Below are 16,453 nucleotides of genomic sequence, written 5' to 3'. Positions count from 1 at the left end.
AACTACTTCCAGGGGAGCGGCATCCCGTCTATGTTGGCGACCGTCCCAGGCGCTCCCTGCTGGCAGCGCCCCGTCCGGTGAAAAGCCCTCTAGATGCGTCAGCCAAAACCGTCAAACCCTTTTTGCAATTTTGTTTCACATTTTTTTGGGGGTTAGCCGCTACAACCGATCCTGCAGCGCTTTGGCGCACAGAGAATGGGGATCGAATGGGATTGCAGGATGCCGACGCGAATGATGCGGGTTTCGGCGCGCGCATAAGGAGTGCGATCTTCTGGCGGTCGGGCAGCCAGATCGTATCGCAGATGATGAGCTGGGTGGTGACGCTGGCCGTCATACGCCTGCTCGATCCCAAAGATTATGGCCTGTTCGCCATGACCCAGGTGATATTGAACTTCGCCACCTTCCTGAACGGCTATGGGCTGGTGAGCGCGCTGGTGCAGTCCGACAAGGTGGAACCGCACCGGTTGCGGCAGGCCTTCACCATCATGCTGTTGCTGAATGGCGGCCTTGCCTTGCTGCAACTGGCCATCGCACCGCTGGCGGCGGACTATTATGACCAGCCGATGGTTGCGCAACTGCTGCGGGTGCAGGCCCTCCTCTATCTGTCCACGCCCTTTCTCTCCGTCCCCGAAGCCATCATGGGGCGGGCGCTGGACTTCAAACGGCCGGCGCTGGTCAATCTGATCGCCGCGCTGGCCTCCGCCGGGGTCGCGCTGACCGGCGCGCTGTCCGGCTGGGGCGTATGGACTTTGGTATGGGCGCCGATCACCGGTTTCTGGGTCAAGGCAGCCGGTTATGTGCTGGCGACCGGGTTCCGGCCGATTCCCACTTTCGATTTTCGCGGGACCGGCGCGATGGTCGCCTATGGCGCATCCTTGCTGGGCGGGCAGCTATTCTGGATCGTGCAGAGCCAGGCAGACATCTTCATCGGCGGCCGCGTGCTGCATCCACACCAACTGGGCCTCTATGCCGAGGCCCTGTTCCTGACCCAGATTTTCGTCAGCAAGTTCGTGCCGCCGCTCAATGATGTCGCCTTCCCTGCCTATGCCCGGATGCAGCAGGATGTGAGCCGGGTCGCCTGGTCCTTCTGCAAAGCCGTAAAGCTGCTGCTGCTGCTGACCTGCCCCATCTATCTGGGGATGGCGGTGACGGCCGAGCCGCTGGTCGAGACATTGTTCGGGCAGAAATGGCTGGAGATGGCGCCCTTCGTTGCGATTCTCGCGCTCGCCATGCCGTTCATGACGGTGCAGGTGATGTTCGCGCCGGTGAGCAATGCGCTGGGCCGCCCCGGCACCACGGCGCGCGTCGCCGCGGTCGGCGCGGTGCTGATGCCCGCTGCCTTCCTGATCGGGATTCAGGTCGGCGCGATCGGGCTTGCCTGGGCCTGGCTGATCGCCTTTCCGATCCTCACCGCGGTGACGGCGCGACTCGCCGGCGGGCCGATGGGATTGCGCGCCGTGGACCTGATTCGCGCCGCGGCGCCGGGGCTGGGCTGCTCCCTGTTGATGGCCGGGGTGGTGATGGCGGTCGATCGGCTGCTGCCGCCGCTGGTCGCGCCGATCCGGCTGGGCGTGCTGGTGCCGGTGGGCGGCATCGCCTTCCTCGGCGCGCTGCTGCTGTGCGCGAGAGAAACGCTGAAGGAACTGGTCGCGCTGGTGATCCGTCGCACGCCGCCGGCCCAGGCTTCCGCCTGAACCGACGGCGGATTGGGCATCAAGCCGTCTGGATATAGTCGCGAAGCGAGGCGGCTTCCGATTCGATGCTGTCGATGCGAAATTTGACGAGATCGCCGATCGAGATCATGCCGACCAGCGCGCCATCCACGACGACCGGCAGATGGCGGATGCGCCGCTTCGTCATCAGCGACAGGCTGTGGATCACTGGCGTATCCTGATCGATGGTAATGGCAGGGGCGGTCATGACATCGGCCACGCTATGGTCGAGCGCCTCCGCGCCATCGAGCGCGATACGGTGAACCAGATCGCGTTCGGAAAATATACCGACCACCCGGCCATCCTCGACCACGGGCACGCACCCGATTCGCTGCCCCGCCAGCAATTTGACGACGGAGAGCAGGCTGTCGGTAGGCTGCACCTGTATGACGTCGCTTCCCTTGCGCTGCAAAATCGCTGCGATGCTCATGGCTGCTCTCTCCTTTTTCCGCCGCAAATCATTTTTTGTCCGGGCGCTTGATGATCCCACTTTCGCAGCCCAATGAAAAGAGATGACGCGCAAGCAGGCTCTGGATGATCCACAGATTGCCGCCACCGCATGGGGGCGGTTTCGGCGCATCATGCTGTGGATGGCGCTGGGCGGGGCGAGCTGCGTCGGGTTGGCGCTGACCTATCTCTATTGGCGAGTAGGTTCGCTGCCGATTCACATGGTGATTGCCACGGTGCTGGGCGTATGGCTGACCTTCATGCTGGGGACGGGGCTGATGGCGCTTGCCTTCCTGTCGAACGGGACCGGGCATGACGAGCAGGTGATGGACCGATTGAAGGACGAGGTGCCACTGGATGACTGAACGGGGCGAAGTGATTTTGCGGGTGATGCCGCAATTGTCGGATATCAACGCCAATGGCCATATCTTCGGCGGCTGGGTGCTGAGCCAGATGGATATTGCCGGCGGTATCGTCGCCTATCGAATCGCACAGGGCGCGGTGGCGACGGTAGCGATCGAGAGCATGAAGTTCATCACGCCAATCCTGCTGGGCGATATCGTATCCGTCTATGCGACCGAAGAGCGGCGCGGCCGCACATCGGTTTCGATCCGGATCGAGGTGGTGGCGACACGCGGACGCGATTGCGAGGAAGTGGAACTGACCAACGGCGTCTACACATTCGTGGCGCTGGATGCGAATCACCGGCCACGGCCGTTGCCGGTGATCTAACGCCGCCACCTTTCCACATAGGCATAGTCGATCGACTCATTGGCTGGCACGGTGACGCGCCAAATCCAGCTATCGCCGCGCCGTTCCATATCGGTGGGGCGCGGGTCGATAATGTGGGGGATGGTCACTTCGGCGGTGATGGCGAAGGGGCGGGCGTTGCTGAGCGTGAGCGTCCATTCGCGCGTCTTGTCTGACGTGCCTGTGAAGCGCGCGTTGATGCGGACGTCGGCACTGGACGCAATGTCATAATCAACGCGTTCGCCCTCTGCCTTGTCGCCGATATCGGCTTCGCCCGCGAGCAGGCGCATGGCGTCGACCTGTTCGAACACCGCCACCTGACCCGATGGCATGGGCAGGCCGAGGCCATCTTCCTTCCGGTTCTGGACGCGTAGCCGCAAAATCATCGGCTGGGACTCGCCGGTGGGGCCATAGATGGACGCGGCATAGAGACGCTCCACCTTCACATCGGGTTGGCGCAGCAAGGCGACCTGCTTCTGGCCATTGGCGGCGACATCGACGCTGACGGGCACGCGATAGAGTTTGAGGTCGCCGACATCCTCGGGAGGCGGCGGGGGAGGGGGCGGCGGTGGTGGTGCAGGAAGAGCTGCCTCCATTCGCGCCCTGCGCACGGTCGCTCGTTGCCCCGTAACGACCACATCCTCCAACGGCGTTGCCATCATCAGCGGCGGCGCGGGCATCTCCACCGGGAACAGCGCCCAACTGGGATGGGTGCTGGTAATGTCCATCGGCCAGCATTGCAGATGCAGCGGCCCGCCGGTCGGGCGCGCCTGCGCGCCGCGCCGCTGCTTGTTAGGCTGCCCCGCGATCACCGACAGGCGCGCATCGGGAAAGCCGGTGACGCCGCCATTGGCGACGGTCAGCCAGGCTATGAGGTCGATCGCCTTGCCATCATCATGCATGTCCGCGACATAATTGGCCGCCCAGTCGAACCCTTCGGCGAGATAAGTGAGTTGCAGGGTCACGCGGGTCGGCCGGTCGCTGCTCGCGATCACCGACAGGGTCGGGCGGGGGGAAAGGTCGGCGGGCGCCTGTGGATAGAGCATCCGTTCGGGCAGGCCGCTGCACCCCAGCGCTTCATAGCCCTGCGCCGTCTGGACGATGACGCCGCCATTCGGCCCGGCGCTGATGATCGCATCCTGCTCCGTCACCTTGCCGGTCTTGCGGTCGGTGCGGTGCAGAGTGACGCTGCGCTTCAAATAGGCATCCACCAGACCGGCGGGGGAGAGAAGGCGCGCGTCGCGATTCTTTTCCCGCACGCCATGGGGCATGCCGGATAGCACTGCCGTTTCGGGCATCAGCCCTTCGGCGACGCCTTCGAATCGGACGGTCGATTCTCCTTGTGGCAGGTCGACGGTGCGACTTTCGGTGATGAGCGCATATCCGCCCGGCCAGTTGCGATCGATCGCCCCCTTCGCATGGCCCGGCTGGCGATAGACGGTGACGGATACCGAATCGGCTTTGGTCGAGATGACCGTGCTCGCCTGCGCCGGGGCGAGGCAGACGCAAAGCAGGAGCAACAGGGCAAGGATGCGCGGCATCGGGCCCGACCGATCAATAGCGCGAATCGAAGGTGACGTTGAGGTCGACCGATCCGTTCGCCGGAACCGGGACGCTCCATTCGATCCGATCAGCGGAAATACGCTTGCCCTCCAGCGGCTGACCGCCGACCGTCTGCGCGGTGACGCGGGTGTCGCCCCACAGCCCCTGTTGCGCCAGATCGATCGTCACCGCTTCGGGCCGTGCGTTTGTGAGGGTGTAGCGCATCTTCGTTTCCCAGCGCGCACCACCCTTCTTCGTCCGCTGCTCCACGGTGGGGCGGACCTTCACGTCAAAGGCATCGCCGGTGCGCAGCGCCATGGAGGAACCCATGGGTGTATGATCGATGCTGTTTTCGCCGATGAACTGCGGGTCGCCCCGCGCATCGCGCATATAGACGCGAATCGTGCCCGCCGGGAGTTGATCGCCCAGGCCACCCTGTTTGCTCGTGGAGAATTTGAGCACGCTCGACGCGCTCTGCGGTTCGGCCGCACTGCCCAGCCAGCCATTGACATATTCATAGGTGGAACGGGCCGGCGCGCCCTTCACATCCAGAAAACTAACCTGCTTCTGCTGGGCGTTGGCGATCGTCGTCCGTTGGGGCAGGGGATAGAGATAATAGTCGCCCAGCCGTTCGCGCGGGCCGCTTTCGGTCCCGGCCTGATCGATAGCGCCGCTGCCGCCCCTGCCCGAATATTGCCACCAACTGCCACCACCCCGGCCATTGCGACCGCCGCCCATGGCGGGATTGCCGGCCACCAATATCGTCTTCGCGTCGGTGAAGCTGGTGCCCGTATTGTTGGTAAGCGTGACCCAGCCCTGCATGTCCATCGCCCCCTTGGCCGCGTCGAACAGGGCGACATAATCGGCGGTCCAGCCCAGATTGGGGGTCAGGTAGGACAGGCGCGCCGGCACCGTCCCGCCCTGCGCCGCCTCGACCGTGACCGACAGGGTGGGGCGGGCGCGCAAATTGGTCGGTACGCGATCGAAAATGACGCGAACCGGCAGGCCATCGTCGCGCAGCACCTCTATCCGGGCGCCGATCTGAAGCACGATGCCGCCATTGGCCGCCAATATCTTCGCCCGTTCGCGGGTTTCGACGCCGGTGGCGGGATTGGTGCGGACCAGAGTCACCTCCTGACCCACCGCCTTGTCCATCAGCTTGTCGGGGGAGAGGAGGTCATAGTCGAAATTCTGTTCGACGATGGACAGGCCGGGGCCGGAGAGGTTGACGGTTTCGGGCCGGATGCGGGCCGACACGTCGGGAAATTCGATGCGGTTGCGGCCCGCCTTCACCGGCAGTTGCCGGTCGTCCTGCACCAGCGACTGGCCGTTATTGTAAATGGTGACGGCGACATCGCCCTGCGCGGTCGCGCCGGTCGGGTCGGTCGCATTCTGGGATTGAGCGAAAAGAGGAACAGGGGTCGAAAGGGGCAGGGCGGTCAGCAGCAGGGGCAGCAGGCGCACGGCTTTCATCGATAACTCTCCAGCGATTTGCAGACCTTGTGCCGGATCGCGTTCGACTTGGAAAGCAGGCATGAAAAAAGGGACGGTGCATCGGCGCCGTCCCTTTTTTCTTTCCGATCCGAAATGCTTATTCGGCGGCTTCGGTTGTCGCGGCGCGGGGGCGACGAGTACGCTTCTTGGGCGCGTCCTCGGCCGCCGGTTCGGCGTCATTGTCGGCGCGGGCGATCGAGGGCGGCAGGACCGCCGCATCAAAGGCTTCGGCCGTTTCGGCAGGAGCCGCAACCTTGCGCGGACGACCACGGCGCGGACGGGGCGCTTCGGCTTCCGCTTCGGGCGCGGCCTGAGCGGCGATCGGTTCGGGCTGGATCTGCGGCGCGGGCGTCAGTTCCTGCGCCGGATTGCCGGTCGGTCCCTCTACGCCCATTTCCTGCGCAACGAAGCGATCCCGACGGGGGCGGTCACGGCGCGCATTGTTGCGGTTGCCATCGCGGACATCGCCGCGATAGTCACGCGCTTCGCGATCGCCACGGCCTTCACCGCGCGTTTCACGGTTGTCACGACCTTCGTCCGAACGGCGATCCTGTTCACGGGAGGCCTGCTCGCGCGGGGCCTGTTCACGTGAAGCTTGCTCTCGGGGGGCACGATCATAGACCGGCTGTTCCGTGCGGAAATCATCGCCGCCGTCATAGCCATTGTCGAAATCGTCGCCATCCTCGTCGAAATTCTCATCACGGGGACGGTAGCGCTGCTGCTGTTCTTCCTGACGCGCGCGATTGTCGGCGAGCACGCGGAAATAATGGTCGGCAAATTGCAGATAATATTCGGCGTTCACACGATCGCCGACCATCTGCGCGTCACGGGCCATATTCTTGTATTTCTCAAGAAGCTGGGTGGCGTTACCGCGAGAGCGGTTATCGATGCGGTTGCCATTGTCACCACCGCCCCGATTATTATTGCCACTGGGACGACCATTATTGTTGTTCCGGCCGCGATTGCGGCGGCCGGCCTGCCGGTTGTTGATCAAGACATGATCCTTGCGTTCGCTATGACAAAACTCACTGAAAACACTGTTCAGTCGCCATCCCCAAATGATCCGAATAATCGGATCGGATACGGCTCCGCCAGGCATGGTCCTTGTCCGGGACCATGAACCCATTGCCAGCAGCGCCTGCGCAGCGAGCGCCGTCATGACTTTTAGGAGCTTAGAAAACGGCCTTTTCTATCAATGGCCTATGCGACCATGTCACAAGAGGAAGCCGTTTCCTGCCCCGATGTAGTGGCTTTCACAGCATAAACCAAGCAATTTTCGCTTGCCCCCCGGTAAATCGGGCGTTGCTCAGCGGGAATGGGTCGCGATCAGGCAGCGATCATGGCCGGCCAGATCGCGCCGGACCGATACCGCCAGCCCCTGCGCGACCAGCAAGGCGGAGACGCTGTCCGCCTGCGCATAGCCGATCTCGATCGCGGCTATGCCGCCCGGCGCGATCAGGCGCGGCAAATCGGGCGCGATGCGGCGATAATCGGTGAGGCCATCGGCGCCGGCGAACAGGGCGCTGGGCGGATCGCGCAGCACATCGCCGGACAGCGGTTCATCAGTGCCGATATAGGGCGGGTTGATCAGCAGCAGGTCGAACGGGCCATCGACGCCATCGGCCCAGTCGCCGGGCCGGAAATCGGCCCGGGCGGCAAGGCCGAGTTGCGCCGCATTATCCTGTGCAACGGCGAGCGCGGCAGGAGAGGCGTCGACACCAAGGCCCCGCGCCTGCGGCCATTCGCTGAGCGCCGCCAGCAGCAGCGCGCCCGATCCGGTGCCAAGGTCGAGGATGGTGGCGGGTGCGCGATCGCGGAAATGATCGACCGCCGCCTCGATCAGCGTTTCGCTGTCGGGGCGGGGAATAAGTGTGTCGGGCGTAACGCGCAGGCTGATGGTCCAGAAATCGCGCGTGCCGACAATATGGGCGACTGGTTCACCCGACAGGCGACGTTCGACCAGCGCGGCAAAGGTCGCAGGCGGATCGAGATCGCGCTGGCGCAGCAGCATGTCGCCGCGCGACAGGCCCAGCGCATGGGCCATCAGCAGTTCGGCATCGAGGCGCGCCGTGTCGCTGGAGACAGCGAGTGCGACAGTTGCGGCACGCAAGGCGTCGGGAAGGGTCATTTGTTCTCGAATGAAAAAAGCCACACCAGCGCCTTAGCTGCCCGATCGCTAATCTTGGCGTCGAATCGAATTTGCCGAACAGCCCACTCGCTACCGCTGTAGAGGGAATGCGCGCTCCAATCCGGCTGCATGGATCGCAATTTCTGAATCAAAGCCAGCATTGGTATTTCTACGGCCTGCGCCCGCGCCATGCCAACGATCGCGACGACAGCCTTCCAATTTGTTTGTGGATGACTAGCCGATCCATAGCCAAGATAGGCGATGATCGCCAAGCTAAGGTCGTCCTCCAAAATTATCCCACCCCGTCCAGCTGCGCCAGCCGGGCGGCTTCATCCTCGGCGATCAGGGCGTCGACCACTTCGGACAGGCCCGGGCCTTCGAGGATTTCGGGCAGACGGTGCAGGGTCAGGTTGATACGATGATCGGTAACGCGGCCCTGCGGGAAATTATAGGTGCGGATGCGTTCGGATCGGTCGCCCGATCCCACCATCGCCTTGCGCGCGCCGGCCTGCTCGCTGTGGGTGCGCTCGCGCTCCGCTTCATAGATGCGGGCGCGAAGCACCTGCATCGCCTTGGCCTTATTCTTGTGCTGCGATCGTTCGTCCTGCTGGGTGACGACGATGCCGGTGGGAAGATGGGTGATGCGAACGGCCGAGTCGGTCGTGTTCACATGCTGGCCACCCGCGCCGCTTGCGCGATAGATGTCGATCTTGAGGTCGCCGTCGGCGATCTGGACGTCGACTTCCTCCGGCTCGGGCAGGATCGCGACGGTCGCGGCGCTCGTATGGATACGCCCGCCGCTTTCGGTCGCAGGCACGCGCTGAACGCGATGGACGCCGCTTTCGAACTTCAGCTTGGCGAAGACGCCGGCGCCGTTGACGCTGGCCACCACTTCCTTGAAGCCGCCGACTTCCGAGGCGTTGGCGGAGAGCAATTCCATCTTCCAGCCCTGCGTATCGGCATAGCGCTGATACATGCGGAACAGGTCGCCGGCAAAGAGCGCCGCTTCATCGCCGCCGGTGCCGGCGCGGATTTCCAGCATCGCGGGCCGGGCGTCGGCCGCGTCCTTGGGCAGCAATTGCAGCGCCAGCGCGCGTTCGGCGCCGGGCAACTGGCTTTTGAGGAGCTGCATTTCCTCCTGCGCCATTTCGCGCATCAGGGGATCGGCTTCCTCGCCGCCTGTCATGGTTTCCAGCGCCGCCAGCTCCTGCCGCAGCCGCCGCAGTTCATGCGCGGCATTGGCGACCGGTTCGATCTCGGCATATTCCTTGGACAGTTTCACGAACGCTTCGGGCGAAAGATCGGCGCGCGTCATCGACGCCTGCACCTCGTCCCGGCGCGCCTCGATCTGCGCGATGCGTTCGGCGGAAATGTGCATTAGAGAGCCGTCACCGTGCCAATCAGCGAATCCAGCGCCACCGCCTGCTGCTCGCCCGTGCCCAGATTGCGCACGGCCGCTTCGCCGCGCGCCAGTTCATCGTCGCCCAGGATGATTGCCCAGGCGGCGCCCGACGCGTTAGCACGCTGCATCCGCTTCTTCATATTGCCGCGATAGCCCATGTCGCAAGCGACACCGGCGCGGCGCAGATCGGCGATAATGCCCGTCGCCTTGGTTTCGGCCGCTTCCCCCATCGGGATGAGGACCACGGTGGGCTTGTCGATCACAGGCTGATCGATCAGCATAGCCAGCCGCTCGATTCCCGCTGCCCAGCCGACCGCCGGGGTCGAGGGACCACCCAGATTTTCGATCAGCCCGTCATAGCGGCCGCCGCCCAGCACGGTGCCCTGCGCGCCCAGCCGATCCGTGATGAATTCGAACGCGGTGTGGCGATAATAATCGAGGCCGCGCACCAGCCGGGCATTGCGTTCCCACGCCACGCCGGCGGCATCCAGTCCGCTCGTCACCTTTTCGAAGAAGCTGCGCGCTTCGTCGGTCAGGTAGGCGTCAATATCCGGCGCGCTGTCCGCCACCGGGCGATCGCGCGGGTCTTTACTGTCGAGGATGCGCAGCGGGTTGCGCTGAAGCCGGTCGAGGCTCTCTTCCGACAACTGATCCTTATGCGCCTCGAAATGGGCGATCAGCGCCGCGCGCCAGGCGTCGCGGCTCGGCCCGTCGCCCAGCGTGTTGAGGTTGAGTGTCACGCCATCGGAAACGCCCAGTTCCTTCAGCAACTGGTCGGCCAGCACCAGCAGTTCCACGTCTGCGCCCGGCTCGCCTGCGCCGAGGATTTCGGCGTCGAGCTGGTGGAACTGACGGAACCGGCCCTTTTGCGGGCGTTCGTAACGGAACAGCGGGCCGTGGGTCGCCACTTTGAGCGGCGCAAATTGCTGCCAGCCTTCGGTGATGTAGGCGCGACTGATCCCGGCGGTGAATTCGGGGCGCAGGGTGATGCTGTCGCCGCCACGATCCTCGAACGTGTACATCTCCTTGGAGACGACGTCGGTGCTTTCGCCGAGCGACCGCGCGAAGACGGCGGTGGATTCGAACACCGGCACTTCGACCCGCTGAAAACCGTAGAGTTTGCGCACCCGGTCGAAGGTCGCGACCACATGGGCGAAGCGTTCCTGGAACGCTTCCGCCGTGCCGCCCAACATGTCCTGCGTGCCGCGCACGGGGCGCGGCGTTTCGATCTTTGCCATGGGGCAGCGCCTTTAGCCGGTATTCATCCCTATGGAAACGCGCTTTTTTGGGACATGCAGCCTAGAAGGATGCAGTCATCGCCAGAGAGAGATAGCGCGCATCGCCCGCGCGCGGCGCATTGGGCGCGGCGTGCAGGAATCGGCCCTTGGCAAGCCAACTCGCATTGATTTCGGCGCGCAGCTTTTGCGGCTTCATCCACCAGCGCAGGCGCCCATCGACCATGTGTCCGGCAAAGCGCCCGGACCGGCCGGATGCATCGCGTACGCCGGTGGTCGAAAAGGCGTCGGTGCGCGACGCGAGCCACATGGGGTGCCAACTGGCGAACAGATCGACCCGCTTGCCGGGTGCCATCTCGATGCGCACGCCCGGCGTCAGGATGTTGGCGCGGCCGGTCTGGGCGAAAATTCCGGCGGGCACGAAATCGGCGCGGCGCATGCCGAACAGTGTGTCGAACCGGCCATAGCCGCCGCCGCGCCGATCACCGCTGGCATAGTCGAACTCGGCCGACACCCGCGCCCTGAGCGGACAAGGGACACTATAGCCCGCATCGGCATGGACGAACCAGGCAGCGACATCGAGCATCGCAGCGCCGGGCGCTGCGCCAGCCCGGATGCGCCCCATCTGCCAGATACCCTCCACCTCATAGTCGAACGCAGCGGGATGGGGATCGCGCATCAGCCGCAGGCTGACGCTGTGGAGGTGGCGATTGCGCGTCGGCCGACCGGGCATGTCCCGTTCGGCAAGGCCGATATAGCCCAGTTCGATCATTGTCCTGCGCGCGACTGTCTGCGCGGCATAGCCGCCCCACAGGCGCAGATCGAACCCTTCCCGATCAAGCTCACCATCCTGATCCAGCACGGATGCCTCGTCATCGGGTCGGCGCATCTGCGGCAGGACATAGATGAAGCTTGCCGATCCGCCCTGGGCGGTCGCGATATCGACGCGCGCACCGCTATAGCCATTGGTGGTGTTGCGATAATCGTCAGCCGCCACCAGTCGGCGCGATCCCAGATTGAGCAGGAAACGGCCAACCTGTACCGACATCTTGCTTCCCGGTCCCCATAGAGACCCCAGATCGGCGGCGACATAGGCCTGCACCGGCTCCAGCGTGTTGACCTCTCCCGTGCCGACACCTTCGCCCGGATGGCCACCCCAGGCGCGACTGTCCCACAATTCCGCACCCAGATGGATCGGGCCGGCGCGATAGTCCGCAGCGATCACGCTGCGCAGGCTGGTCAGGTCGATCCGGTCGTCCAGTCCGGCGCGCGCCTGCCCATCCAGCGCCTCATAACGGAGGCGGACTTGGCCTGAGAGCGAGAATCCGTCCGCCTGCGCCCAAGCGGGGGAGGCGCTGGCCAGCAGCAAGGCAAGGGAAGAGAGAAAGCGAAATCGATCCACGCGCAGCTCCATGGCTCCGCCCGACGGCGGGGTGATGAGGCGGCCTTTGGCGCGGAGGCGCTGACCGGGAAGGCGCTGATCCCGACGGATTGGGCATGGCCAAAAGACCCGCGAGGATCAAGCGCTTTTGCGCCGACGGGGGTGGACGCAGGCCATTCATGCCGCCATGCTGAGGCCATCCCGGCCGATCGGCCGCGCAAATTTTCTGGAGACCTTCATGATCCGCAGCCTTGCTGCCGCGCTTTGCCTGACCACGGGCCTTTCCACGGCCATCGCCAGCCCGCTTTTCGCCCAGGACGCGATCCGTTCGAAGCCGACCGCGCTGCCCGTCGACAGCGCCGCGCCTGCACCAAAGGACATAGCCTATCCCGGCGGCACCATCCGTCTGGAGGTCGATGCGACCGACACGACCCAGCGCATCTTCCGCGTGAAGGAGACGATCCCCGTCGCCGCCGCCGGCCCGCTGACGCTGTTGATGCCGGCCTGGCTGCCGGGCAATCATGCGCCGCGCGGGCAGATCGAAAAGCTGACCGGCCTGACCTTCACCGCCAATGGCCAGCCAGTGACGTGGAAGCGCGATCCGCTGAACGTCTATGCCTTCCAGATCGACGTGCCGCAGGGCGTGACCGAAGTCGTCGCGCAGTTCCAGTTCCTGTCCGCCACCCAGCCCGCGCAGGGCCGCGTTGTCGTCACGCCCAAGATGCTGAACATCCAGTGGGAAAGCGTATCGCTCTATCCGGCGGGCTATTATACCCGCCAGATCCCGATCCAGCCGACCGTCACCTATCCGGCCGGCTGGCAGGCGGCGACCGCTTTGCGCGGCACGAAGACGGGCGACCGCGTCGCCTATGAGACGATCGACTATGAAGCCTTGCAGGATTCGCCCGTCTTTGCCGGGCGTTATTTTAAGCCGGTCGACCTTGGCAGTAATGTCACGCTGAACATCGTGGCCGACGATGCCGACGAACTGGATTTCAAGCCGGAGCAGATCGCCAAGCACAAGAAGCTGGTGGCCGAAGCGGGCGCCTTGTTCGGCACCTATCATTTCAACCATTATGATTTCCTTCTGGCCATCACCGACGAGATGGGCGGCATCGGCCTGGAGCATCATCGCAGCTCCGAAAACCAGGTCGAGCCGGGCTATTTCAAGAGCTGGGACAAGGGCGAGGCACTGCTGGACCGCAACCTGTTGCCCCATGAATTCACCCATAGCTGGGACGGCAAATTCCGCCGCCCCGACCTGCTGTGGACGCCCGATTTCAACGTGCCGATGCAGGATAATCTGCTGTGGGTCTATGAAGGACAGACGCAATTCTGGGGCTATGTGCTAGGCGCGCGCTCAGGCATGTTCTCCAAGCAGGAGACGCTGGACGCCTATGCCCAGATCGCGGCCAAGCTGGACACGGCGGTCGGTCGCCAGTGGCGCCCGATGGAGGACACCACCCATGATCCCATCATCTCCGCCCGCCGCCCCAAGGGCTGGACCAGCTGGCAGCGGTCCGAGGATTATTATAATGAAGGCCTGATGATCTGGCTGGAGGCGGACGCGATCATCGCCAAGGCGACGCGCGGCAAGAAGGGGCTGGATGATTTCGCCAAGGCCTTTTTCGGGATCAATCCGGGCGACTGGGGCCAGGTCGTCTATAATCGCGGCGACGTGATCAAGACGCTCAACGACATCGCCCCCTATGACTGGGCCGGCTTCTTCGCGAAATATGTCGACAGCACGACCAAGGAAACGCCCAAGGGCGGCTTCATCCTGGGTGGCTACAAGCTGGTCTATGGCGAGGAACCGGGCGCGATCACCAAGGCGGTCGAAGGCGCGCAGAAGATCGTCGACCAGAGTTTCGGCATCGGCGCGATCGTCAAAAATGATGGCGAGATCAGCAGCGTCATCTGGGACAGCGCGGCGTTCAAGGCCGGTCTTGTCACCGGCGCAAAGATCATCGCGGTCAATGGCGACGAATATTCCGGCGACGTGTGGAAAGCCGCGATCAAGGCCAAGACGCCGATCCAGATCATCCTAAAGCAGGATAAATATTACCGCACATTGTCACTCGATTATTCGGGCGGGCTGCGCTATCCGCGCCTCGAAAAGACAGGAGAGGGTGAAGGCAGCCTCGACAAGCTGCTGAAACCGAGAACATGATTCACCCGCACTTCAACGCGAAGCAGAAGGCAATTCCATGAATATCGAATTGATCCCCGTCGGCGACGATCCGCCGAACAGCCTGAACGTCATCATCGAAGTGCCCGTCGGCGGCGAACCGGTGAAATATGAGTTCGACAAGGCGTCGGGCGCGCTGTTCGTCGACCGCATCCTGCACACGCCGATGCGCTACCCGGCCAATTATGGCTTCGTGCCGCACACCCTGTCGCCCGATGGCGATCCGCTGGACGCGCTGGTCATCGCCCGCTCGCCCTTCGTCCCCGGTTCGGTCGTGCGCGCCCGACCGATCGCCGTGCTCAATCTGGAAGATGAAGCCGGCGGCGACGAAAAGCTGGTCTGCGTGCCGGACGACAAGACCTTCCCTTATTATAAGGCGGTGGGTGAGAAGGACGATCTGCCCGGCATCGTGATGGAGCAGATCGAGCATTTCTTCACCCACTACAAGGATCTGGAAAAGACCAAGTGGGTGCGGATCGGTACCTGGGGCGGGGCGGAAGACGCCAAGCAGATCACCCTGGAAGCGATCCAGCGCTACAAGGACAGCAAGACGGCGTAAGGCTGACTTGCCTATGATATAAGAAGGCCGCCCGGAACGATCCGGGCGGCCTTTTTTGTCAGAAACCTCAAATCAGCCTGTCCGCCTCCAGCGCCATCGCCAGCGAATCCCGCACCTTGGGCATGCGCGCATGGAGCCGGGCATCCGCTTCGACCAGCCGTTCGACGCCGGCCTCCAGTTGCGCCTCGTCCAGCGTGAAGGGCAGGCGCAGGAAGCGTTCGAACGCGCCCCCCACGCCGAAGCGCGGACCGGCCGCGACACGCACCCCCAGACTTTCGGCCAAGGCGGCCAGCGCAGTCGCTTCGGCGCGGGGTAGTTCGGCCCAGAGCGACAAGCCGCCGGCCGGCGATTCCACCCGCCAGTGCGGCAGGCGACGCTCGATCAGGCCCATGAGATGATCGCGCCGGCCGCGCAGCAGCCCGGCACGCTCGCCCAGCCCGACATCGGCATCGACAAGCTGCGCGACGGCGATCTGCTCCACCACCGGGCTGGCCATGTCCATCGTCGTGCGCAGGCGGCCAAGTGCGGCGACCGTTTGGGCGTCAGCTCGAATCCAGCCGACCCGCAAGCCACCCCAGAATATCTTGCTGGCCGATCCCAGCGTGATGACCTGTCGCCCCGAGGGGTCGTGCATCGCCACCGGCGGCGGCGGCGCGAAATCGAGGCCCATCGCCACCATCGTTTCATCGATGATCAGCGGCGTATGGCTGCGCGCGGCGGCCGCCACCAGCGCGCGACGGGTGGCCGGGTCCATGCTCCGCCCGGTGGGATTGTGGAAATCGGCAATCACATAGGCGAAACGGGGGGATGTCTGGCGGAAGGCCGCCTCCATGGCGTCAATGTCCCAGCCCTGCGCCGGCAGGCCGACCGGCACCGGCACGACATGGGCGCGCTGCAACGCCTGAATCGCATTATGATAGGTGGGATGGTCGATCACCACCCGGTCGCCCGGCCCGGCCAGCCATTTGAGCAGCAGCGAAAATCCCTGCTGCGCGCCGTTCGTCACCATGATCTGGTCGGGCGAGGTGGGGCAGCCGCGCCGCTCATAATGGGCGGCGATCGCCCGGCGCAGCACCATCAGGCCCAGCGGGTCATAGCCCAGATCGCCCAGATAGGCCGGCAACGCCTCCACCGCATGGGCATAGGCGCGCGCGACACCGGGCGCGGCGGGCAGCGCAGCATGGGTCCAGTTGAGCAGGTTGCCGCCACTGGTCAGATCGCGTTCTTCCTCCGGGGCCTGCGCATGGCCGACGGGCAGGCGGGTGACGCTGCCTGACCCCTGCCGGCTTTCCAGAAAGCCCTCATCGCGCAACCGGTCGAAGGCCGCCGCGACCGTGGTGCGCGACAGGCCCAGCGCGGCCGCCAGTTCCCGCTCGCCCGGCAGACGGACGTTCAGGCCTACCCGCCCGTCCAGCACCAGCATTCGCAACGCCTGCGCCAACTGGCGATAGGCCGGCTCCGCGCTGTCCTGCGCGCGCCAAGCGCCCAGCAGGCGGAGGAGGGATGGGGGACGCAACAGCGAAGTGGACATGAGATTCGTTCCATGACGGCGATCGTTACAGGCCATTTAGGCGATATTGGTCCTTTTGGAAAAGGCCAGTTGGCAGGAATAAGC

15 protein-coding genes are annotated in these 16,453 nt (G+C 64.4%); 5 read left to right on the top strand and 10 right to left on the bottom strand.

The window, feature by feature from the left end; genetic code table 11:
* Positions 1–206 precede the first annotated feature (206 nt).
* Positions 207–1,694 (top strand): lipopolysaccharide biosynthesis protein, encoded by a 1,488-nt coding sequence (locus tag BMX92_RS14915; protein ID WP_093017853.1) that lies wholly within the window; start codon positions 207–209, stop codon positions 1,692–1,694.
* 19 nt (positions 1,695–1,713) lie between these two features.
* On the opposite strand, the gene BMX92_RS14910 is transcribed toward BMX92_RS14915, so the two are convergent.
* Entirely contained in the window at positions 1,714–2,142 is a 429-nt protein-coding gene (locus BMX92_RS14910) for a CBS domain-containing protein (protein ID WP_093017851.1), read from the bottom strand.
* 82 nt (positions 2,143–2,224) lie between these two features.
* Here BMX92_RS14910 and BMX92_RS14905 point away from each other — a divergent pair, with 82 nt between their 5' ends.
* Both BMX92_RS14905 and BMX92_RS14900 read left to right on the top strand, forming a co-directional pair.
* Entirely contained in the window at positions 2,225–2,524 is a 300-nt protein-coding gene (locus tag BMX92_RS14905; RefSeq protein WP_093017849.1) for a hypothetical protein, read from the top strand.
* Positions 2,517–2,891, top strand: a complete 375-nt coding sequence (locus BMX92_RS14900) for an acyl-CoA thioesterase (protein WP_093017847.1) — start codon at positions 2,517–2,519, stop codon at positions 2,889–2,891. The genes BMX92_RS14905 and BMX92_RS14900 overlap by 8 nt, the downstream gene beginning before the upstream one ends.
* Here the strand turns inward: BMX92_RS14900 and BMX92_RS14895 are convergent.
* The 8 genes from BMX92_RS14895 to BMX92_RS14860 form a co-directional block, all read right to left on the bottom strand.
* Positions 2,888–4,450 carry a DUF4139 domain-containing protein gene (locus BMX92_RS14895; protein WP_093017845.1) on the bottom strand — a complete coding sequence of 521 codons (1,563 nt, stop codon included), beginning with the start codon at positions 4,448–4,450 and terminating at the stop codon, positions 2,888–2,890. The two genes, BMX92_RS14900 and BMX92_RS14895, sit on opposite strands and share 4 nt — an antisense overlap.
* Before the next feature lie 13 nt (positions 4,451–4,463).
* Positions 4,464–5,924, bottom strand: coding sequence for a DUF4139 domain-containing protein (locus BMX92_RS14890; protein WP_093017843.1), 1,461 nt, complete (start codon positions 5,922–5,924; stop codon positions 4,464–4,466).
* A gap of 118 nt (positions 5,925–6,042) precedes the next feature.
* On the bottom strand, positions 6,043–6,939 hold the full coding sequence (locus BMX92_RS14885; protein ID WP_093017895.1) for a DUF4167 domain-containing protein: 897 nt from the start codon (positions 6,937–6,939) through the stop codon (positions 6,043–6,045).
* Positions 6,940–7,251: 312 nt separating this feature from the next.
* Positions 7,252–8,073 (bottom strand): peptide chain release factor N(5)-glutamine methyltransferase, encoded by an 822-nt coding sequence (gene prmC / locus BMX92_RS14880; protein WP_093017841.1) that lies wholly within the window; start codon positions 8,071–8,073, stop codon positions 7,252–7,254.
* On the bottom strand, positions 8,070–8,345 hold the full coding sequence (locus tag BMX92_RS14875; protein ID WP_143066795.1) for a hypothetical protein: 276 nt from the start codon (positions 8,343–8,345) through the stop codon (positions 8,070–8,072). Before BMX92_RS14875 ends, prmC begins: the two co-directional genes overlap by 4 nt.
* Positions 8,346–8,365: 20 nt before the next feature.
* On the bottom strand, positions 8,366–9,451 hold the full coding sequence (gene prfA / locus BMX92_RS14870; protein WP_093017837.1) for a peptide chain release factor 1: 1,086 nt from the start codon (positions 9,449–9,451) through the stop codon (positions 8,366–8,368).
* Positions 9,451–10,713, bottom strand: a complete 1,263-nt coding sequence (gene hisS / locus BMX92_RS14865; RefSeq protein ID WP_093017835.1) for a histidine--tRNA ligase — start codon at positions 10,711–10,713, stop codon at positions 9,451–9,453. Before hisS ends, prfA begins: the two co-directional genes overlap by 1 nt.
* Positions 10,714–10,774: 61 nt before the next feature.
* Positions 10,775–12,112: an alginate export family protein gene (locus BMX92_RS14860; RefSeq protein ID WP_256213443.1), complete on the bottom strand. Its 1,338-nt coding sequence runs from the start codon at positions 12,110–12,112 to the stop codon at positions 10,775–10,777.
* A gap of 217 nt (positions 12,113–12,329) precedes the next feature.
* On the opposite strand from BMX92_RS14860, the gene BMX92_RS14855 reads away from it, so the two are divergent.
* Both BMX92_RS14855 and ppa read left to right on the top strand, forming a co-directional pair.
* Positions 12,330–14,261, top strand: coding sequence for a M61 family metallopeptidase (locus BMX92_RS14855; protein ID WP_093017893.1), 1,932 nt, complete (start codon positions 12,330–12,332; stop codon positions 14,259–14,261).
* A 37-nt stretch (positions 14,262–14,298) separates the two neighbouring features.
* Positions 14,299–14,838: an inorganic diphosphatase gene (gene ppa, locus BMX92_RS14850; RefSeq protein ID WP_093017831.1), complete on the top strand. Its 540-nt coding sequence runs from the start codon at positions 14,299–14,301 to the stop codon at positions 14,836–14,838.
* Positions 14,839–14,905: 67 nt separating this feature from the next.
* Here the strand turns inward: ppa and BMX92_RS14845 are convergent, their stop codons facing one another.
* Positions 14,906–16,369, bottom strand: coding sequence for a MocR-like transcription factor YczR (locus tag BMX92_RS14845; RefSeq protein ID WP_093017891.1), 1,464 nt, complete (start codon positions 16,367–16,369; stop codon positions 14,906–14,908).
* Positions 16,370–16,453: the final 84 nt, after the last annotated feature.

The organism is Sphingobium sp. YR768 (assembly GCF_900111125.1).
Classification (GTDB): Bacteria; Pseudomonadota; Alphaproteobacteria; order Sphingomonadales; family Sphingomonadaceae; genus Sphingobium.
Note: the sequence above shows the minus strand (reverse complement) of the source record. Positions and strands in the feature narration are given on the sequence as shown.

Bases quoted from the DNA above. Each gene is read 5' to 3' on its own strand.
- BMX92_RS14905 (WP_093017849.1), top strand. From the start codon at position 2,225: ATGACGCGCAAGCAGGCTCTGGATGATCCACAGATTGCCGCCACCGCA.
- BMX92_RS14910 (WP_093017851.1), bottom strand. From the start codon at position 2,142: ATGAGCATCGCAGCGATTTTGCAGCGCAAGGGAAGCGACGTCATACAG.
- BMX92_RS14895 (WP_093017845.1), bottom strand. From the start codon at position 4,450: ATGCCGCGCATCCTTGCCCTGTTGCTCCTGCTTTGCGTCTGCCTCGCC.
- BMX92_RS14900 (WP_093017847.1), top strand. From the start codon at position 2,517: ATGACTGAACGGGGCGAAGTGATTTTGCGGGTGATGCCGCAATTGTCG.
- BMX92_RS14845 (WP_093017891.1), bottom strand. From the start codon at position 16,369: ATGTCCACTTCGCTGTTGCGTCCCCCATCCCTCCTCCGCCTGCTGGGC.
- BMX92_RS14890 (WP_093017843.1), bottom strand. From the start codon at position 5,924: ATGAAAGCCGTGCGCCTGCTGCCCCTGCTGCTGACCGCCCTGCCCCTT.
- ppa (WP_093017831.1), top strand. From the start codon at position 14,299: ATGAATATCGAATTGATCCCCGTCGGCGACGATCCGCCGAACAGCCTG.
- prfA (WP_093017837.1), bottom strand. From the start codon at position 9,451: ATGCACATTTCCGCCGAACGCATCGCGCAGATCGAGGCGCGCCGGGAC.
- BMX92_RS14855 (WP_093017893.1), top strand. From the start codon at position 12,330: ATGATCCGCAGCCTTGCTGCCGCGCTTTGCCTGACCACGGGCCTTTCC.
- hisS (WP_093017835.1), bottom strand. From the start codon at position 10,713: ATGGCAAAGATCGAAACGCCGCGCCCCGTGCGCGGCACGCAGGACATG.
- BMX92_RS14915 (WP_093017853.1), top strand. From the start codon at position 207: ATGGGATTGCAGGATGCCGACGCGAATGATGCGGGTTTCGGCGCGCGC.
- prmC (WP_093017841.1), bottom strand. From the start codon at position 8,073: ATGACCCTTCCCGACGCCTTGCGTGCCGCAACTGTCGCACTCGCTGTC.